Here is a 19,439-nt window from a genome sequence, read left to right on the forward strand (position 1 = left end):
ACCGAGCACACTCGCCCGACTACAACTGTTCACCACCAGCGGAGCCTGTTCACCATCTGCGAAACACGGCCACAGATCGGTCCAGGCCGGTAAGCGCTTCCGTTACCGGTGGTTACTGACTAGGGTGCCGCCCTGTGTCGACGGGCCCGCTGGGGAGCGGCGCCGAGGGGGTTCTTGTGGTCAGGTTGCGGGTCAAGGCGGCTGCCGTCGCCTGTGCGGTCGTACTGGTACCGGTGCTGGCGAGTCAGGTGATGGCAGCCGATCCACCGGAGCACCTGGGCACCGGCGTACTGGTCACACCCCGAACCGCAACGGCCCAGGTCGGCGACGTCGGCCAGTCCGGCGCACGGGTCGTGACAACGGACCGCACCGACCAGACGCTCTGGGAGACGAGCAACAACGGCACCACGTGGACCGCAACAGGCGGCACGAACGACACCAAGCCCTTCCAGCTCGAGGGCTCGTCCCTGCTCACCTTCCAGGCGGGTACGGCGAAAGTCGGCGGCCTCACCTTCCCCGCAGCGGACGAGGTGATCATCGGCAAGGGCGGCAAGCTCGTCTCCCACCGCACACCGAACGCGGCGACCGCCGAGGTGTACGACGTCGCGACCAAGACCAAGCTGGCCGACTATGCCCCGCCGTTCGCCATGTCCGACAGCACGGTCTGGAAGGTCACCGACCCCGGACAGCTGACCGGCAAGGACCTCATCACCGGCACCGTCAAGACAGTCCTGGTCGCGAGCAACTGCGCAGTCGGTCCGGACCGTGTGAATGGTCGCTGGGCCCTGCTGAACGGCTGCGGCCAGGTGGTGGACGTGAAGGGCCCACAGGCCCCGCGCAACCTCACTGTCGCGGCCGACTCCCAGCTCGGCAACGGCTTCACCGTCCAGACCACCACCGACCAGAACCTCCTGATCACTGACCTGAACGACCCCGACCTAGGCCAGCGCACCTACGGACCGGTCCGGCAGCCCGCCACCTTCCGTACTGACGGCTCTGGCCTGGCCAAGATCGTGTACGCCGACCCGGACTCCAAGGCCCGCGTCATCACCCTGAGCTGGCTCACCGCGGACCCGCAGCAGCGCCCGGACACAGTCGCACCGGTGCTGACCAGCGCGTCGGCAGGCGACCGTATCCGCGACAACACGAGTCTGTCGTTCGAGTGGGCCTACACTGACCCACAGGACCCCAACTCCCCCGCGACCGGCGTCGACTCGTACGACCTGCGCATCCAGCAGCGCCCCAACCGCACCTCGCCGTACGGCGCCTGGAACCAGATCCCCTCGTGGCAGGGGCTCAAGACGACCGGCGCCAGCTACACCGCACCGATCGGCACCGACACGTGCTGGCAGGTCAGGGCACGTGACTACGCGGGCAACGTCAGCGCCTGGAGTACGTCGTACTGCAGCGAGGTCGACGGTACGGCGCCGTCGCTGGTGACCCTGCGGATCGGCGACCGGGTCGCGGTCACGGCACCGGTGACATTCCGCTGGGCCTACACGGACGACATCGGCGTCGAGTCGTACGACGTCGTCTACAAGATCGCCGCGCCGGGCGTTGCCCTGGGCAAGTGGATCTACCCGCCGACCTGGCAGAACACCAAGATCACGTCGATCACCTGGACGCCGCGGCTGGGCTGGGACGAGTGCTTCCTGGTCCGCTCCCGCGACCACCTGGGCAACCTGTCCGCCTGGTCGCCGCAGATCTGCGCCGTCGCTCCCCAGGACGACCGGGCCCTCACCTCGGCCGGGTCGGTGACGCGGTCGACCAGCACGCTCGCGTTCCAGGGCACGACGTCGATCCTGAACGCGAACGGCGCCTACCTGACGAAGACCGCGGAGGCCGGGGCCCGGATCGCCCTGGTCGCGATCCACGGGCCCGGGCAGGGGCGCGTCGACATCTACCACGCGAACATCAAGATCGGCACAGTCTCACTGGCATCGACCACGACGGCCCGCAAGGTGACCTACCTCCCGATCACGCCGTTCCGCACCGGCGCGGTCAAGATCGTCTCGACCTCCACCGCGCCGGCCACGATCGACGGCATCGCGTTCCTGCGAGTCAATCCGTAGACCTATCGCGATTCGTAATCACTGTGACCCCCGTCACCGCGTGGTGGCGGGGGTCGCCTATTGCGACACGAGGTAATTCATCGCCAGGGAATGGAATTCGAGGGACAAGCGCTTACCCGTAGGCGATACTGGAAAGTGCGCCGTTTTCCGGTAGCCAACCCCAAGTCACGAGCATGATGGGAAGTGCGCCCGTCCAGATGCCCTCAGAGAGACCTGCCCAAGCGCCGTCGATCGCAGCCCCTACCACCAGAGCACCCGAACGCAGCCGCAACCTCTGGCGGCTCCGCCCCTATCTCCGACCACACCGCTGGCGCTTGGCGACGATGTTCTCCACCGCCATGCTGGGCGTCGGCGTCAGCCTTACCGTCCCCCTCGTCACCAGGGCCATCATCGACGGCCCGGTCACCCGCCGCGAGCTCGACCTGCTGGTCCCGCTGGCACTGCTCGCCCTCGGCCTCAGCATCTCCGAAGTGATCCTGGTCTGGGTTCGCCGCTGGGCCCAGTCCCGGACGGTCAGCGACCTCGAGGCCACCCTCCGGCATGACCTGTACGTCCGGTTGCAGTCACTCCCGATGGAGTTCCACACCCGCTGGCAGAGCGGCCAACTGCTCTCCCGGGTCACCACCGACCTGTCCACCATCCGCCGGTTCATGGGCTTCGGCCTGCTGTTCCTGGTGATGAACATCCTCCAGCTCGTGGTCGTCACCACCCTGCTGCTGCGGCTGTACTGGCCGCTCGGTGTCGTCGTCCTGGCGGCGGCGGTGCCGATCATCGTGGTGTCGCTGAAGTTCGAGCGCAAGTACCTGGTGATCTCCCGCAAGGTCCAGGACCAGCAGGGCGATCTCGCCACCCAGATCGAGGAGTCCGCGCTCGGTTTCCGGGTGATCAAGGCGTTCGGCCGGCGCCAGCACGTCCAGCGGCAGTTCGACGACGGCGCCGTCACGCTCTTCAACACCTCGGTCGACAAGGTCCGGCTGGCGTCGCGGTTCTGGAGCTTCCTCGGCGTGATCCCCAACCTGACTCTGGTGGTCGTGCTGCTGCTCGGCGCGCTCGCCGTCGGCCGGGAGGCGATCACCCTCGGCACGCTGGTCGCCTTCATCACGCTGATGCTGTCGCTGATCTGGCCGGTCACGTCGCTGGGCGCCATCCTGGCGATGGCCCAGGAGTCGATGACCGCGGCGGACCGGATCAGCGAGATCCTGGACACCTGGTCCACCATCCAGTCGGGCGACGAGGAGCTGACGAACCCACGCGGCCACCTGCGGTTCGAGAACGTCAGCTTCCGGTTCTCCCCCGACTCCCCCGAGGTTCTGCACGACGTCAACCTCGACCTCACCCCCGGTACGACGCTGGCCCTGGTCGGCGCCACCGGGTCCGGCAAGACCACCCTCACCGCACTGGTTCCACGCCTGTACGACGTGACCGGCGGGCGGATCACGCTCGACGGGCACGACGTCCGGGACCTGACCCTGCGGTCGCTGCGCGGCGCGGTCGCCTCCGCGTTCGACGACCCGACGCTGTTCTCGATGAGCGTCCGGGAGAACCTCACCCTCGGCCGGCCGGACGCGACCGAGGCGGACATCCAGCAAGCCCTCCAAGTTGCGCAGGCCGAGTTCGTCAACGACCTGCCGTGGGGCCTGGACACCCGGGTCGGCGAGCAGGGCATGTCGCTGTCCGGTGGCCAGCGGCAACGACTCGCACTGGCGCGGGCGGTGCTCGCCAAGCCCGCCGTCCTGGTGCTCGACGACACTCTGTCGGCGCTCGACGTCCACACCGAGGCCCTGGTCGAGGAGGCGCTGCGCAACGTGCTCGCCGACACCACCGGCATCGTGGTCGCGCACCGCGCGTCGACGGTGATGCTGGCGGACAAGGTCGCCCTGCTCCAGAACGGAACCATCACCCACGTCGGCACGCACCACGAGCTGCTCACCGACGTCCCGGCGTACCGGCTGCTGCTCGCGGCCGAGGAAGAGGAGGTGCACGCATGACGACCACTCAGCAGACACCTCCGCAGTCCGACGCCGAGGAGGAGAAGTCGGCGGAACAGTCCTGGCGGGGGTACTTCGAGGACGAGGGCGACCGGGAGTTGTCCAGGGCAACGACCATCCGGTTGAAGGAGGACTCGCGCAAGCTCCTCGGCGAGCTGCTCCGCCCGTACTCGAAGATGATCTGGCTACTGGTCGTGATCGTCGTGGTCGAGAACGGCGCCCGGCTCGCGGTGCCCTACCTGGTCCACCTCGGCATCGACAATGGCATCCCGCCGATCCTCGCCGGTGAGGGCCCGAAGACCCTGATCACGATCGTGGTCACAGTGTTCGTGATGGCCTTGCTGCAGGCCTTCGCCCGGCAACTGTTCCTGATGCGGTCCGGCAAGCTCGGCCAGACCATCCTGCTCGGTCTGCGCCGCCGGGTGTTCGACCACTTCCAGCGGCTCAGCCCGGCGTTCCACGACAAGTACACCTCCGGGCGGGTGATCTCCCGGCTGACTTCGGACGTCGGCGTCATCGACGAGATGCTGGCCAACGGGTTCGACAGCCTGGTCACGGCGCTGCTCACCCTGATCGGCACCGCGATCATCCTGCTGACGCTGGACTTCAAGCTCGGTCTGCTGGCGTTGCTGTCGTTCCCGGCGCTGATCCTGATCACCGCTTGGTTCCGACGCCGGTCAGCTGTCGTCTACCGCCGTACGCGCGAGGCCGTCGTGCTCGTCATCGTGCACTTCGTCGAGTCGATGACCGGCATCCGCGCGGTGCAGGCGTTCCGCCGCGAGCCGCGCAACGAGGAGATCTTCCACGGCGTCAACGACAAGTACCGCGAGGCCAACCTCGAGTCGTTCCGGCTGAACGCGATCTTCATGCCGTCGATCAAGGGCGTCGGCAACATCACCATCGTCGCGATCCTGGCGTACGGCGGGTACCAGGCGTACCACGGTCACGTGACGGTCGGCGTACTGACCGCGTTCCTGCTCTACCTGCGGCAGTTCTTCGAGCCGCTGCAGGACATCTCGCAGTTCTACAACACGTTCCTGTCCGCGAGCGCGGCCCTGGAGAAGCTGTCCGGGGTGCTCAACGAGAAGCCCGACGTACCGGAGCCGGTCAAGCCGGTGCGGCCTGGCAAGAGCCGGGGACATCTGGAGCTGCGCAACGTGCAGTTCCAGTACGTCGACGGCGTACAGGTGCTGCCCGGACTCGACCTCGACGTGCCGGCCGGGCAGACGCTGGCGCTCGTTGGCACGACTGGTGCGGGCAAGACCACGATCGCCAAGCTGGTGGCGCGGTTCTACGACCCGACCAGCGGTCACGTGCTGCTGGACGGGTCCGACCTGCGTGACCTCACCGAGGACGACCTGCGCGAGCGGGTGGTGATGGTGACGCAGGAGAACTTCCTCTTCACCGGGACGGTCGCGGACAACATCCGGTTCGGCAAGCCGGACGCCACGCTGGACGAGGTGGTCGAGGCGGCCGAGGTGATCGGCGCGCACGACTTCATCATGGCGCTGCCTGAGGGGTACGAGACTCAGGTGGAGAAGCGTGGTAGCCGGCTGTCGGCTGGTCAGCGGCAGTTGGTTGCCTTCGCCCGCGCGTTCCTTGCGGACCCCGCCGTACTGATCCTGGACGAGGCGACGTCGAGCCTCGACATCCCCAGCGAGCGGCTGATCCAGCGCGCGCTGCGGACCATCCTGGCCGACCGTACGGCGATCGTCATCGCGCACCGCTTGTCCACGGTGGAGACGGCGGACCGTGTCCTGGTCCTCGAATACGGCCAGATCATGGAAGACGGCTCCCCCGACAACCTCATCACCACCGGCGGCCGCTACGCCGGCCTCCACCAAGCCTGGGAAGACTCCCTAGCCTGATCCAAGGCAGTTGCGGGCGCGTGGGGTTCGTCCACCCGCGCGCCCGCTACGCCGGATCTGTCGGAGTGGCTAGGTAGCGTGAACCGCATGCTGACTACGTTGGCGGTGGAGAACTATCGGTCGCTGCGGCGGCTGGTGATGCCTCTGCGCGGGCTGAACGTGGTGACCGGGGCGAATGGGACCGGCAAGTCCAGTCTGTATCGCGCGCTTCGCCTGCTCGCGGATGCCTCGCGCAACGGCGCCGTCGCGGCTCTCGCCCGTGAGGGCGGACTGCAGTCGACGTTGTGGGCCGGCCCGGAGCACGTGCACAAGGACCGGCCCGTGCAAGGCACCGTGCGAACCAAGTCGGTCGGGTTGCGGATGGGGTTCGCGGGGGACGACTACGGCTATTTGATGGACCTCGGCCTGCCGCAGCCGAACGGGTCGGTGTTCGACCTCGATCCGGAGATCAAGCGGGAGGCGCTCTGGTCGGGACCGTTCTTGCGACCGGCGGCGCTCCTGGTGGAACGGGTCAACCGCGAGGTGCGGATCCGTTCCAACGATGGGGACTGGCAGCGCGGCGGCCATCTCCTGCAGACGTTCGACAGCATGCTGAGCGAGTACGCCGACCCCGAACGCGCACCGGAGCTCCTGACAGTCCGGGACCGCCTCCGCTCATGGCGTTTCTACGACCACTTCCGCACCGACGCCGACGCACCTGCGCGACGCGTCCAGGTAGGCACTCGCACACCGGTTCTCGGACCCGATGGCAGCGATGTCGCGGCCGCACTGCAGACCATCCGGGAGATCGGCGCGAAGGGCGCCCTCGACGAGGCGGTCGAACTCGCGTTCCCCGGCAGCCGTGTAGAGGTCGTCAACACCTCCGGTCGCTTCGAGATCGCCTTCCGCCAGCACGGTCTACTCCGTCCACTCTCCGGCGCCGAACTCTCCGACGGAACGCTGCGCTACCTCCTCTGGGTCGCCGCCCTGCTCACCCCGCGACCACCCGAGCTCCTGGTCCTCAACGAGCCCGAAACCAGCCTCCACCCCGACCTCCTACCAGCACTGGCCAACCTGGTCGTCACTGCCGCGAAAGACACCCAGGTCATCGTCGTCACCCACTCCCGCCCCTTCCTGGCCGCCCTCGACGCCCTCTCCGACGACCTCCACACCATCGAACTCGTCAAAGACCACGGCGCCACCACCATCGCCGACCAGCGCCCCCTGGACGAACCGCCCTGGAAGTGGCCGACGCGCTGATGGATCGAGATCTAGCCGGGGTCCGAGTTCTGGCATAGCCTCGGCTCAGGCCGGCACCGTGGGGGTGCCTGCCGCTACGCCGGTACCTGTGGGGGGTTCGGTCAAACGGGACTGAGGGGTCTGTTGCGTCGACCTGGCGTCAGCCTGACGTCCCATGTCTGTCTCCTGTGGTGTCGGCGTCTTTCCGCCTTCACAGGAGGCCGCGCATGAGGTCACCGATTCACCGACGAACAACCCGACGTACCACAATGGCCGGCCTGTCCGCCGGCCTGCTGCTCGCTGCCACGCTGCCTGCGCTGAGCGCGTCAGCCGCGGACCCGTCCCCCACCGCGCCGAACGGCCGGCCCTGGACGGCGACGCCCCTGACCGTCGCCAGCACGGTCAACGGGGCCAAGTCGCCCAGCGGTCAGCTCGCCAAGAGCGACCCGGATCTCGTCAACAGCACGTCGGCCAAGCAGGTCCGGGTCGTCGTCAAGCTCGACTACGACTCGCTCGCCGCGTACCGCGGCGGCCTCAAGGGCCTGCCCGGCACCAGCCCCTCGGTCACCGGCAAACGGCTCGACACCAAGAGCGCGAACTCGGCCAAGTACCTGCAACACGTGACCGCGATGGAGAACGACTTCCTCGCCGCCATGAGCGCGAAGGTCCCGAGCGCGAGGGCCGGCCAGAAGCTGCGCACCGTGTACGGCGGTGTCGCGGTCAGCCTGCCCGCGAACAAGGCCCGCGACCTGCTGAAGCTGCCCGGCGTCGCGGCGGTCCAGCCCGACAATCCGCAGCAACTGCTGACCGACTCCAGTGCGTCATTCATCGGCGCTCCGGCGATCTACAGCCAACTCGGCGGCTCGGCCAACTCCGGCAAGGGCATCATCGTCGGCATCCTCGACACCGGCGCCTGGCCGGAACACCCGTCCTTCGCCGATCCCGGCACACTGCCGGCGCCGCCGCCGAAGGCGGACGGCACACCGCGGACGTGCGACTTCGGCGACAACCCGCTGACACCGGCCGCGGACCCGTTCGTCTGCAACCGCAAGCTCATCGGCGGCCAGCCGTTCCTCGACACGTACAACGCGGTGATCGGCGGCGACGTCTACCCCGACAGCGCGCGTGACTCGAACGGTCACGGCACCCACACCGCCACCACGTCCGCGGGCGGACCGGTCGCGCAGGCGAACCCGCTCGGCATCAACCGCGGCCCGATCGCCGGGATCGCACCGGCCGCGGCCGTTTCGGTGTACAAGGTCTGCGGCGCCGAAGGCTGCTTCCCGTCCGACTCCGTGCAAGCCGTCGCACAGGCCATCCTCGACGGCGTCCGGGTGATCAACTTCTCGATCTCCGGCGGCAGCAACCCGTACAGCGACCCGGTCGAGCTCGCCTTCCTGGACGCGTACGCCGCCGGCGTGTTCGTCTCCGCCTCGGCCGGCAACTCCGGTCCGGGCGCGAACACGACCGACCACCGCAGCCCGTGGGTCACCACGGTCGCCGCGTCCACGCAGAGCCGTACCTTCCGCTCGACCGTCACACTGAACGATCCCGGTGGCGCCCTCGCGACAGCCACCATCACGGGTGCGTCGATCACGGCAGGCCTGGGCACCGCGGCACCGGTCGTCCTCGGCTCTGCGCCGCCGTACAACAACGCGCTCTGCAACACGCCCGCACCCGCGGGCCTGTTCACCGGCAAGATCGTCGCCTGTCAGTTCAGCCCCGGCCGCGTGATGAAGGGCTTCAACGTCAGCCAGGGCGGCGCCGTCGGGATGCTGATGTACAACGCCGCACCGGCCGATGTGTTCACCGACAACCACTGGTTGCCGGCCGTGCACCTCGAGAAGCCTGAGTCCGACACGCTGCTGGCGTTCCTCGCGGCGCACCCTGGCACCACTGCATCGTTCACCCAGGGCGCCACGACCACCTGGCAGGGCGACGTGATGACGTACTTCTCGTCCCGCGGCCCCGGTGGCGACTTCCTCAAGCCCGACGTCACCGCACCCGGCCTGCACATCATGGCCGGAGCGACTCCGACGCCGGAGTCCCCGGCCGAGGGACCGCCCGGGAACCTCTACCAGGTGATCGCCGGTACGTCGATGTCCTCGCCACACGTGGCCGGCTCCGCAGCCCTGGTCCTCGCGCTGAACCCGTCCTGGACGCCGGGACAGATCAAGTCCGCGCTGGAGACGACCGCCAAGACGTCGGTCACCAAGCCCGACCGCGTCACCCCGGCCGACCCGTTCGACTACGGCGGCGGCCGGATCGACCTGACCAAGGCCGGCAACCCCGGCCTGACGCTGGACGAGACGGCGGCCAACTACGCCGCGTCGGCCACCGACCCGCTGAACCGGATCGACCTGAACCTGCCGTCGGTCAACGCGCCGACCATGCCGGGCCTGATCACCGCCGAGCGGGTCGTCAAGAACGTCACCAACCAGACGCTCACCTTCAACGCTTCCGGCACGACCGTCAACGGTGCCAACATCACGGTGCTGCCGCCGGTGTTCCAGGTGAAGCCCGGTAAGACGCAGAAGCTGACGATCTCCATCACCGCACCCGACCTGCCCGACGGCCAGTACTTCGGCCAGGTCAACCTCAAGGAGGTCGGCGGCAGCCGCGCCCTGCACCTTCCGGTGGCGTTCTTCCGCCAGGAGGGCATCGTGCCGGTCGACCAGACCTGCACGCCGTCCAGCATCCCGCGCAACACCGGGGAGTCGACCTGCACGGTGACCGTGCAGAACAACAGCCTGCAGACCACGGACGTGACCGCGGTCAGCACGCTGAGCTCGCAGTTGCGGCTCAACAGCGTGACCGGTGCAACCAAGGTCGGCTCGCAGATCGCGACCAAGACGGCAACCCTGGCCGGCCGTCAACCCGACGCACCGGGGATCGCACCCGGCTCGTTGGCCGGATACATTCCGCTGGACGCGTTCGGGGTCACACCGACCCCGATCGGGGACGAGGCTGCGCTCAACTTCACCGTCCCGCCCTTCGTGTACGCCGAGCAGACGTACAACCGGATCGGGGTCACCTCCAACGGGTACTCGGTCGTGGGCGGCACGACGACCGGGGACGACGTACAGTTCCAGCCGCAGACCCTGCCGGACCCGGCCCGTCCGAACAACGTGCTCGCGTCGTACTGGACCGACCTCGACGGCACCGGCGCGCCGGGCATCTACGCCACGATCCTCACGGACGGGGTGAGCGACTGGATCGTGCTGGAGTGGCGCGTGAACCTGTTCGGAACGACCAGCCTGAAGGTGTTCCAGCAATGGATCGGTGTCAACGGCACCGAGGACATCACGTTCGCCTACGACCCGGGCAACCTTCCGGGCAGTCCGCCCGCCGGCTACGGCCTGACGGTCGGCGCCGAGAACTTCGAGGGCACGGCCGGCGGCCAGATCACCGGCCCGCCGGTCACGGACTACCGGGTGACGAGCACGCCTGGAGCACCGGGCAGTTCGATGACCTACTCGATGAACATCAAGGGCGTGCAGCGCGGCACCGGCACGGTCACCACCGGTACCTCGACCCCACTGGTGAAGGGCCTAACCATCGAGGTCGACAGAATCATCGTCAACTGACGCCCTGACCTCCCACCAACGCCCGGGCCGGCCCCCCTCAGGTCCGGCCCGGGCCCTGCTCAGAACCGCCCGGATCAGTCCTTGACGGATTCGAAGCGGACGAGGATCAGGGAGCCCAGGGCGGAGAGGAGGAAGCCGGTGATGGCTGCCGGCCACCAGCCGGGGCGGACGGCGTCGTCGAGGACGAAGACGCCGACGGCGGCGGGGGTGATGGTTTGGAGGGCGATCATGGGCGTGGTGGCCAGGGTTACCGAGCCTCGTTGGAGGGCCAGCGAGTAGAGAATGAAGGCCAGGGCACCGCTGATGGGCAAGGTGTAGGTGGTCGGGCTGCGGAGGAGTTCGCCGATCGAGCCGTCCTGGAGCAAGCGCGCTGAGATGGCGACTCCGGCGTACCCGAGGCCGGCGAGCAGCCCCAGCAACGCTGTGGAGACGCCGTGCTGGGAGCGGCTGGCGATGGCGCCGAGTACGGCGATGACCACGAGGCCGACGATGAGGCCGATGGTCAGGCCTTGATGGCGGGCGCTGTCACCAGCGTCCCCGGCGGCGACCGCGAGCAGACCGAGGCCGACGCAGACTGCGACGACGGCGGACCACTCGAGCGCACTCAACTGGTCCGACATCAGCCGGGTCGCGAGCAGTGCGGTGACGACCAGGCTGACCGCGATCCCCGCCTGCGCGAGGTAGAGCGGAAGGAGGCGCAGGGCAACGAAGTGCAGCCCGAAGCCGGCCAGGTTCAGCACCAGCGCCGCGAGGAACGCAGGCTGCTTGAGCAGCGCGAGTATGAACCCACCAAGCCGCCGCGGATCCAGCTCCGACTCGGTCGGCACCGCACGCGAACCGACAGCCTGCAGAATCGACGCGATACCGAAGAGCAAGGCGGCACCGAGTGCCGCGCCCAGGCCTAAGACCACTCAGACGGCCTTGCGCCTGGGGACCCAGAAGGTCAGGTACAGGCTGAGGACGGCGTAGTACAGCAGGTAGGCCAGCGAGATGGCGACCACGATGGCGTTCGGGTCCGGCATCTGGGCGAGGAGTACGGCGTACGACGCCAGCCAGATCGCCGTCGTGAGCAGGTTCATCGACCGGAACGCCTTGGTCCGGGACGGATAGACGTACTTGACCGGGATGAACACCAGCACCGAGCAGACCACCAGGATCACGCCGGTCGTGACCGGCGAGAGGCTCAGGATGACGACGTAGAAGGCGACCACGTTCCAGTAGCTCGGGAAGCCGAGGAAGAAGTGGTCGTCGGTCTTCGCGTCGACCCGGCAGAACTGGTAGCTGGAGGCAAGCAACGGCAGCGCGGCCAGGACCGCGCCCCAGGCGCCGTCCGGCAGGTAGCCGCCGGTCCAGAGCAGCACGATCGGCGCGAACGCGTAGGTGAGGTAGTCGACGATGTTGTCGAGCATCGCGCCGTCGAACCACGGGATGGTCTCCTTCACCCGCAGCCGGCGGGCCAGCATCCCGTCGGTTCCGTCGATCACCAGCGCAGCCAGGCCGAGCCAGAGCGCGCGGACGGCGTCCCCGTCGATGGCGGCGATGACGATCAGCAGCGCGAGCACCGTTCCGCTCGCGGTATAGGCATGCAGTGCCAGTCCGGCCAGACGCAACCGCGTCGACCCGACGAACGGTTCCCGCACCGCGTCGTGTGTGGTCAGGACGACTCCCAGAACTCGGTCGACGCAGCGCGTCGTGCCCAGTCAACGAAACCGGGCCGAGCCCAGCGTCTCACAACCCTCGGGCCGCTTCGGTCACCCTGCACCGTTCCGCTGTGGATCTGTGCACAGTCCTTACGGGATGGGGTGACCGACGGCATCCTGACGGTCGCCGCCGGTTCCACCACGGGTGTGGCCGAGCAACTAGCCGACCGGCTCCAGCACGAACTGCGGGATCTTCCGGGTCGTCTTGGTCTGGTACTCGGCGTACGGCGGGTAGGCCGCGACCGACCGCTCCCACCACTCGTCGTACTCGGCGCCCTCGATCTCACGGGCGACGTACTCCTTGGTGAGCTCACCGTCCTGCAGCGTGAGCTTCGGGTCGGCCTTCAGGTTGTAGTACCAGACCGGGTTCTTCGGCGCGCCGCCGAGCGAGGCGACGGCGGCGTACACACCGTTGTGCTCGACCCGCATCAGCGGGACCTTGCGGATCTTGCCCGACTTGGCGCCGCGCATGGTGAGCAGCACGACCCGCATCCCCATGATGTCGACCGCTTCGGTGGTGCCGGCCGCCTCGACCTTCTCCACCTGGGTGCGCACCCAGTCGGTCGGGCTCGGGGCGTACTCGTCGTTGTTCGATGTCATATCACCAATACTATTGGTGACGCGTCATCATCACCAATCACACCGGCGCGTCGTCAGCCCGCACCCGGCGAAGGTGGGCCTCGACCTCCGCAGTCTCGGCGATCTCGGCGATGATCCGCAGGCGGTTGTCCCATTGGGCAGCGACGTCCGCCATCCACGCCGCGGTCGCGGTCAGCGCAGCGGGACGAAGCTCGAAGCGCACCTCGCGCCCCTCGCGACGACTCTCCACCACGCCGGCATCCCGCAGTACGGCGAGATGTTGCACGACAGCCTGCCTCGTCACCGGCAACTCCCCGGCCAGCGACGTCGCTGTCCCACCGCCCGTGGCCGCCAGCAGCTCCACGACGACCCGCCGCGTCGGATCACCCAACGCCTCCAGCACCCCGTCGACACGTACGGCGGTCACAGCGTCGGCGCCAACTCCGTGAGAGCGGCGAGACCACCGTCCCAACCCTGCGCCGACTCCTCGGCTCGCTTCGCCTGCTCCGCCGCGGACACGTCCAGCCGGTCGAACCCACTCTCGACCACGTGCAACCTGGTCCCCTCACCTTCCGGCGTCAGGATGAACTCGACGAGGTTCGAGTTCCCCGGCGCCGCGTCCACCCCGGGATCCACGGCGTACCGATAGGCGAACCGCCGCCCCGGCTCCACCTTCTCCACGAACCCGCGATACTCCCCGTGCTCGTCCCACCGCATCACCATCCGCCCACCCGGCCGCAGGTCGATCTCCACCCCGCCGAACGCGTACCACCGGGCGAAGTTCTCCGGATGGGTCACCGCCGCCCACACCACCTCCGGCCGCGCATCGACGTACACCTCACGCTCCACCCTGCTGTCCATGCCTCAACCCTGCCATCAACCGTGTTGACGCGCAAGTCACCACTTGCGCATACTGTCCGCATGGCAGTTGAAACCGTGCGTCCCGAAAGCGGTAGGAACAGATTCCTACCGCTTGCTACCCTCGATGACATGGCAACGCGAAAGCTCTCGATCTCGGTGCCGCCCGAGGTCGAGGAGATGATCAAGGCGGCGGCTGCCGAGGAAGGCATTCCGGTGTCGACCTGGCTGGCCAAGGCAGCCCTGGAGAAGGCCGAGGCCGCGGCGAAGTATGCGGCCGGCCTGGCCGCGGCAGAGGAACTCGTCGCCGAGTCCGAGCGCGTGCACGGACCGATCTCGGAGGATGACCGGCAACGTGTCCGTGACTTCCTGCGAGAGGTCGGCATTCTCGACACCGACGAGTGGCGGACCGCAGGCTGATGCGCGCCATTGTTTATGACACCGGCGCACTGCTGGCGGCCGAACGTCTGGACAGACCGTTCCTCGCGCTGCATCGCGACAGGGTCAGCGCGCACATGCGACCGATCGTCCCCGTCGTGGTCCTTGCTCAGGCATGGCGTGGCGGACCGCAGCATGCCGTTTCCCAACTTCTGAAGGGCTGCGACGTCGTGCCCGACAGCCAGCAGATCGGCCAGGCCGCCGGCGTCCTGTGCGCTTCAGCAGGCACGTCGGATGTGGTCGACGCGATCGTGGTGGCGACGGCGGTGCGGCATCAGGCGTCCGTGGTCAGCAGCGATCCCGGGGACCTGAGTCGGCTCGCGGAGTCGATCGGGGTGAAGCTCCGGTTGTTCGCGGTCTGAGCCGTTACGGTGCGCAGGATTGGAGTTGGGTGGCGGTGGCGATGGTGGCCTCGATCCAGCGGCGGCGAAGGAAGTGCGCCTTGAGCAACCGGTGGGCGCCGTCCAGCACGACCAGGCGGCCGCGGTAGGCGACCAGGTTGACCGGATGGTCGAGATCGGCGTCCATCACCCGCTGGTAGTGCGCCCGGAAGTTCATCGGCGTGGCCGCGACCTGGTTCGGCGTGACCTTGAACCGCTCGCCGTCGAGCTGCCACAACGGCAGGTCGAACATCCAGGCCAGGTCGGCGACCTCGACCGGCTCGACCTTGAGATCGAGCTCCCACAGCTTCTCCAGCTGCCAGCGGTACGGCGGGAACACCTCGCGGACCGAGTCCGGCATCATCGCGAGCAGCTCTTCGAACGAGACGTCGGGCGCACTCAGGTCGGAGTTCGCATCGAAGGAGACATCCTTGTCCATCGTCACGACCGAGCAGGCTACGCCATCGCCGGACCGCACCAGCTAGTGCTGCATCAAGAAACCTTCGGGGTCGTGACGCCCGCCCACTGACAGCGCCCGACGCCCGAATCGCTGGTGGGGTTTTCGGTGTGATGGTGGAGGGATTTAGGCGGATGGGGCCGGAAAGCCTCCAGGTTCGGTGGCAGCTAGCCGTGCGTGGTTCTGTGGATGATCACGATCGCGGAGTCGTCGCCGGGACCGCCCGCCGCCGCGACGAGCTCGGCGGCGCCGCCCTCGAAGCCCTGTGCGACAAGGCGTTCCGCGTGGCCGGCCAGCCGGTCGGTCCCCCGGCCGATGTCGCGCCGCGGCGTCTCGACCATCCCGTCGCTGTAGAGGAACAGCGCGTCGCCCGGCTTCAGCTGCCCGTGGTTCACCTCGAACTCCGGCGCCTCCAGCAGCCCGAGCAACGGCCCGTCGGTGTCCTTCGTCAGCCACCGCCCGGACCACGCGTCGAACTGGATCGCCGGCGGATGACCGGCCGTCCGGACGTCGAAGTCCCCGCTCTTCAGATCGACCGCGACATGGACGACGGTGGCGAAGTCGTCGTCCCAGTCCTGACGGCGCATGTACTGGTTCGCCGACGGCAGGAACTCCACCACCGGTACGACGCCAAGCAGTGCACCGAACGCGCCGGACAGCAGCAGCGCCCGCGTCCCCGCGTCGATTCCCTTGCCCGAGACATCGACCAGCGCGACCTCGAGCAGGTCGTCACGGGTCGTCGACACGACGAAGTCGCCGGAGAACGTCGAACTACCCGCGGGCCGGATCGCGGCGTCGGCCCACCAGCCGGACGGCAGGTCCGGCAGCTCACCTTGCGCGGTGAGCGTGTCGCGCAACTCGGTCAGCATCGACTCGCTGCGCGTCCCCGGAACGCCGAGCCGGCTGCGGACCTTCGCCGTGGTGATGACGATCCAGCCGACGATCCCGAGCACCAGGACGAACCCGGTCTTCGGCAGCTCCGGCGGCCGCGACATCACGATGTACGAACCGGCGGCCAACGAGATCAGGGTGAGAGCCACGAGTTGCTTGAAGCGCAGCAGCAGGCCGCCGAGCAGTAGCGGGATGACCAGCAGCGACGCGGGCACGTGGCTCGGCCACGCAAGACTGCAGGCGCTGCCGACGAGTGCCGTCAGCAGGAGAACGACGAACGCCATCTGGTGCGAACGACGCGCGCGCCGTGCCAGCGCTTCAGCCCTGCGGCTGAGCCGTCGTACCTCAGCGAGACCGCGGCTCCTGTTCATGGTGTGAAGAAGATAACGGGACTGCCCGGTCCGCGCATCCGCTCGTAACACAACTGATGATTGTCAGCTCTTGCGAGTGAGACCGGTGCGCTGGCATTTGGGGCACCAGAACAAGTTGCGCCCGGCCAGTATCTCGGTCCGGATCACCGAGTGGCAGACGTGGCAGCGGTGCCCCTGCCGGCGGTACACGTACACCTCGCCGCCGTGGTCGTCCTGGCGTGGGTCACGGCCCATCGCCTCCGGAGTGTGGTCGTCGGCAACGGTGTCGATCCGCCCGGTCTCGACGCCGTACTTCATCAGCTCGAGTAGGTCGTCCCACATGCCCTGCCACTCGCGCTTCTTCACCAGATGGCCGCGGGTCATCGGGTGCAGCTTCGCCCGGAACAGCACCTCGGCACGGTAGACGTTGCCGACGCCGCTCAGCACCTCCTGGTCCATCAGCAACTGCCCGATCGGCAGCTTGCTGCGGTGGATCCGTTTCCACGCCAGCTCCGGATCGGCGTCGTCGCGCAGCGGGTCCGGACCGAGCCGGGCCATCAAGGTCTCGCGCTCCGGATCGGTCAGCACCTCGCACACGGTCGCTCCGCGCAGATCGGCGTACGACGTCTCGTTCTGCAACCGGAGGCGGACCTGGCCGACCGGTTCGGGGACCGGCGCCGGGCCGAAGTCGACCTTCCCGATCAGGCCGAGGTGGATGTGCAGCCAGCCGGCGCCCTCGAAATCGGCGAGGAAGTGCTTGCCGTGGGCTTCGGTCTGGCGCAGGACGTGCCCGTTCAGCAGCGCGGCGCCGTCGGCGAACCGGCCCTGTGGGCTGGACGCCTGGACCGGACGGCCGCCGAACGCGTCCCAGACGTCGTTCGCCAGCCGGTGCAGGGTGTGACCTTCAGGCATGATTCCTCTTATGGGGACGACAGGTGGTGCGAAAAGCGGCGGCCGCAGCGGTCCGCCCACTCCGGCGGTCGTCGGCACCGGCCGCTCGATGCGGGCCCGGGACGTCTCCCGCCCACGGCACCCGGTCAACCGCCGGCCGGTCCTGCCACCGGCGGAGACCGACGACAAGGATCAGGACAGCGGCGGCAACTCGCCGGTCGCCTCGTAGTCCGACAGCATCGCGATCCGGCGGGTGTGCCGGTCCTCGCCCGAGTAGTCGGTGGCCAGGAACGTCTCGACGAACGCGGTCGCCTCGTCCTCGGAGTGCATCCGCGCCCCGACGCTGATCACGTTCGCGTTGTTGTGCTCGCGCCCGAGCCGCGCGGTGTCGGTGCTCCAGGCCAGGATCGCCCGGACCCCCTTCACCTTGTTGGCCGCGATCTGCTCGCCGTTGCCGGAGCCACCGATCACGATGCCGAGGCTGCCGTCCTCCTTCGCCACCCCCTCACCGGCCCGCAGGCAGTACGGCGGGTAGTCGTCGACGGCGTCGTACACGGCCGGGCCGTGGTCGACGACGTCGTGTCCGGCAGCCGTGAGGTGCTGGACCAGGTGGTTCTTCAGTTCGAAGCCGGCATGGTCGGAGCCGATGTGCACTCGCATGGCCAGAAGTCTTGCACCTGCTACCGACGGTCCGGCACGCCGGGCACGCTCAGCGCCCCGGTCAGCCGCGTCACCTCGGCGTAGGCCTGCTCGTACGGCGTCCCCGCCGGATGCAACGTGTACACCGCGACGATGGTCCGGTCGTCCGGTCCGACCGTCCCGGTGGTGTGCAGCGCGTCACTGACCAGGTCCACCGGGCTGTCCACCGGCTTCGCCTTGTCGCTGCGGTAGCCACTCGACCCGAGGAACCCGGACCAGCCCTGCTTGATGCTGAAGTCCGGATTGAAGACCGACGCGATCCCGAAGTACTGGTCGAAGCCGTCGGTGCCGTACCGGGTCGCCCGGTGCAGCAGGTCCATCACGAACTCCCGGACCAGCGCCGGCGCCTGCTCCAGGATGTACCGATAGATCCGGACCGTGTCCGCCGCCGTGATAGCGACGTACCCCCAGAACCCCGGATGAGTCGCGGGCGGCCCGGACGTGTGGGTCAGGCCGAGCCGCTTCACCATCCGGTCGACGATCGAGCCGCCACCGAGCTCGTCCCAGTAGTGGCTCGCGGCGTCGTCGTCACTGCTGCGCAGCATCACCTCGAGCCGGGCCCGGTCGCCGTCCGGTACGGCGTACGCCGGAGCCCGGCCCCAGAGGTAGTCGAGCACGATGAGCAGCTTCACCACGGACGCCGACCGGAACCGGTGGTCGGCGTTGTGCTGCTCCACGAACAGGCCGGTCTCGCGGTCGTACACGGCGACACCGGCAGTCACGCCGGTCGGCACGGTCAACGTCATCTGAAACCTACTCACCATCGGACGAAGTCATCGGTGAGCAACCTTCGCCAACCGGCACGGCCGGAGACAAGCCCTGAACCACAGACCGAAATCAGTCGAAGATCGGGCCGCGGTCCCGGGTCCGCTTGATCTCGAAGAAGCCCTCGGTGCCGGCCACCAGCCGGACGCCGTCCCAGAGCTTGCCGGCCGCCTCGCCCTTCGGCGCCGGCGTCACGACCGGACCGAAGAAGGCGGTGCCCTCGACCGAGATGACCGGGGTGCCGACCTCCATCCCGACCAGGTCCATACCGGCGTGGTGCGACTTCTTCAGGGCGTCGTCGTACCGGTCGGTCTCGGCGGCCTCGATCAGCGCGGCCGGCAGGCCGACCTCGGCCAGGGCCTCCTGCACCACGTCGCCCTTGCCGTCGCCGACGCCACGGCCGTCGACATGGATTCGATTGCCGAGCGCGGTGTAGAGCGGCAGCAGCACCTCGTTGCCGTGCGCCTGCTCGGCCGCGATCAGGACCCGGACCGGGCCCCAGAGGTTGCGGAGGTTCGCCTTGTACTTCTCGTCGAGATGGTCACGGCCATCGTTCAGGACGGCCAGGCTCATCACGTGCCAGGTCGTCGTCACATCGCGGACCTGCTCGACCTCGAGCATCCAGCGAGATGTCATCCAGGCCCAGGGGCAGGCCGGGTCGAACCAGAAATCGGCGGAGGCAGTCATATTCACCATCA

Annotated in this window: 19 protein-coding genes; 8 read left to right on the forward strand and 11 right to left on the reverse strand. The window is 68.3% G+C overall.

What is annotated here, in order from left to right; all coding sequences use genetic code 11:
- Positions 1-134: 134 nt before the first annotated feature.
- The 5 genes from ACIBL3_RS17800 to ACIBL3_RS17820 all read left to right on the forward strand — a co-directional run bounded on the left by ACIBL3_RS17800 (position 135) and on the right by ACIBL3_RS17820 (position 10,733).
- Complete coding sequence (locus tag ACIBL3_RS17800; RefSeq protein WP_396354473.1) at positions 135-2,072, forward strand: hypothetical protein; 1,938 nt, start codon at positions 135-137, stop codon at positions 2,070-2,072.
- 323 nt (positions 2,073-2,395) lie between these two features.
- Positions 2,396-4,060, forward strand: a complete 1,665-nt coding sequence (locus ACIBL3_RS17805) for an ABC transporter ATP-binding protein (RefSeq protein ID WP_396354474.1) — start codon at positions 2,396-2,398, stop codon at positions 4,058-4,060.
- Positions 4,057-5,928, forward strand: coding sequence for an ABC transporter ATP-binding protein (locus ACIBL3_RS17810; protein WP_396354475.1), 1,872 nt, complete (start codon positions 4,057-4,059; stop codon positions 5,926-5,928). The genes ACIBL3_RS17805 and ACIBL3_RS17810 overlap by 4 nt, the downstream gene beginning before the upstream one ends.
- An 87-nt stretch (positions 5,929-6,015) precedes the next feature.
- The gene (locus ACIBL3_RS17815) at positions 6,016-7,167 is read left to right on the forward strand and encodes an AAA family ATPase (protein WP_396354476.1); all 1,152 of its coding nucleotides are present in this window, start codon (positions 6,016-6,018) and stop codon (positions 7,165-7,167) included.
- Between the two features lie 206 nt (positions 7,168-7,373).
- A complete protein-coding gene (locus ACIBL3_RS17820; RefSeq protein WP_396354477.1) occupies positions 7,374-10,733 on the forward strand; it encodes a S8 family serine peptidase in 3,360 nt (1,119 codons plus the stop codon).
- 74 nt (positions 10,734-10,807) lie between these two features.
- Here the strand turns inward: ACIBL3_RS17820 and ACIBL3_RS17825 are convergent, their stop codons facing one another.
- From ACIBL3_RS17825 to ACIBL3_RS17845, 5 genes are all read right to left on the reverse strand, one after another.
- A complete protein-coding gene (locus ACIBL3_RS17825; protein WP_396354478.1) occupies positions 10,808-11,644 on the reverse strand; it encodes a hypothetical protein in 837 nt (278 codons plus the stop codon).
- Positions 11,645-12,373, reverse strand: a complete 729-nt coding sequence (locus ACIBL3_RS17830; RefSeq protein ID WP_396354479.1) for a CDP-alcohol phosphatidyltransferase family protein — start codon at positions 12,371-12,373, stop codon at positions 11,645-11,647.
- Positions 12,374-12,592: 219 nt separating this feature from the next.
- Positions 12,593-13,033: a nitroreductase family deazaflavin-dependent oxidoreductase gene (locus ACIBL3_RS17835; protein WP_396354480.1), complete on the reverse strand. Its 441-nt coding sequence runs from the start codon at positions 13,031-13,033 to the stop codon at positions 12,593-12,595.
- Positions 13,034-13,070: 37 nt separating this feature from the next.
- Positions 13,071-13,439 carry an ArsR/SmtB family transcription factor gene (locus tag ACIBL3_RS17840; RefSeq protein WP_396354481.1) on the reverse strand — a complete coding sequence of 123 codons (369 nt, stop codon included), beginning with the start codon at positions 13,437-13,439 and terminating at the stop codon, positions 13,071-13,073.
- The gene (locus tag ACIBL3_RS17845) at positions 13,436-13,873 is read right to left on the reverse strand and encodes an SRPBCC domain-containing protein (RefSeq protein WP_396354482.1); all 438 of its coding nucleotides are present in this window, start codon (positions 13,871-13,873) and stop codon (positions 13,436-13,438) included. Before ACIBL3_RS17845 ends, ACIBL3_RS17840 begins: the two co-directional genes overlap by 4 nt.
- 129 nt (positions 13,874-14,002) lie before the next feature.
- Here ACIBL3_RS17845 and ACIBL3_RS17850 point away from each other — a divergent pair, with 129 nt between their 5' ends.
- Both ACIBL3_RS17850 and ACIBL3_RS17855 read left to right on the forward strand, forming a co-directional pair.
- A complete protein-coding gene (locus ACIBL3_RS17850; protein WP_396354483.1) occupies positions 14,003-14,290 on the forward strand; it encodes a hypothetical protein in 288 nt (95 codons plus the stop codon).
- Positions 14,290-14,670 carry a PIN domain-containing protein gene (locus ACIBL3_RS17855; protein WP_396354484.1) on the forward strand — a complete coding sequence of 127 codons (381 nt, stop codon included), beginning with the start codon at positions 14,290-14,292 and terminating at the stop codon, positions 14,668-14,670. The genes ACIBL3_RS17850 and ACIBL3_RS17855 overlap by 1 nt, the downstream gene beginning before the upstream one ends.
- A gap of 4 nt (positions 14,671-14,674) precedes the next feature.
- Here ACIBL3_RS17855 and ACIBL3_RS17860 read toward each other — a convergent pair whose 3' ends face one another.
- The 3 genes from ACIBL3_RS17860 to ACIBL3_RS17870 all read right to left on the reverse strand — a co-directional run bounded on the left by ACIBL3_RS17860 (position 14,675) and on the right by ACIBL3_RS17870 (position 17,298).
- Entirely contained in the window at positions 14,675-15,127 is a 453-nt protein-coding gene (locus ACIBL3_RS17860; protein ID WP_396354546.1) for a hypothetical protein, read from the reverse strand.
- Between the two features lie 185 nt (positions 15,128-15,312).
- Positions 15,313-16,407: a PP2C family protein-serine/threonine phosphatase gene (locus ACIBL3_RS17865; RefSeq protein WP_396354485.1), complete on the reverse strand. Its 1,095-nt coding sequence runs from the start codon at positions 16,405-16,407 to the stop codon at positions 15,313-15,315.
- A gap of 63 nt (positions 16,408-16,470) precedes the next feature.
- The gene (locus ACIBL3_RS17870) at positions 16,471-17,298 is read right to left on the reverse strand and encodes an Fpg/Nei family DNA glycosylase (protein ID WP_396354486.1); all 828 of its coding nucleotides are present in this window, start codon (positions 17,296-17,298) and stop codon (positions 16,471-16,473) included.
- A 10-nt stretch (positions 17,299-17,308) separates the two neighbouring features.
- Here ACIBL3_RS17870 and ACIBL3_RS17875 point away from each other — a divergent pair, with 10 nt between their 5' ends.
- A complete protein-coding gene (locus ACIBL3_RS17875) occupies positions 17,309-17,506 on the forward strand; it encodes a hypothetical protein (RefSeq protein WP_396354487.1) in 198 nt (65 codons plus the stop codon).
- Here the strand turns inward: ACIBL3_RS17875 and ACIBL3_RS17880 are convergent.
- The 3 genes from ACIBL3_RS17880 to ACIBL3_RS17890 all read right to left on the reverse strand — a co-directional run bounded on the left by ACIBL3_RS17880 (position 17,470) and on the right by ACIBL3_RS17890 (position 19,428).
- Positions 17,470-17,937, reverse strand: a complete 468-nt coding sequence (locus ACIBL3_RS17880; RefSeq protein ID WP_396354488.1) for a ribose-5-phosphate isomerase — start codon at positions 17,935-17,937, stop codon at positions 17,470-17,472. The genes ACIBL3_RS17875 and ACIBL3_RS17880 overlap by 37 nt on opposite strands.
- 20 nt (positions 17,938-17,957) lie before the next feature.
- Positions 17,958-18,722, reverse strand: coding sequence for a hypothetical protein (locus tag ACIBL3_RS17885; RefSeq protein WP_396354489.1), 765 nt, complete (start codon positions 18,720-18,722; stop codon positions 17,958-17,960).
- A 91-nt stretch (positions 18,723-18,813) separates the two neighbouring features.
- Complete coding sequence (locus ACIBL3_RS17890; protein WP_396354490.1) at positions 18,814-19,428, reverse strand: DsbA family protein; 615 nt, start codon at positions 19,426-19,428, stop codon at positions 18,814-18,816.
- Positions 19,429-19,439: the final 11 nt, after the last annotated feature.

The organism is Kribbella sp. NPDC050124 (genome assembly GCF_044460355.1).
GTDB lineage: Bacteria > Actinomycetota > Actinomycetes > Propionibacteriales > Kribbellaceae > Kribbella.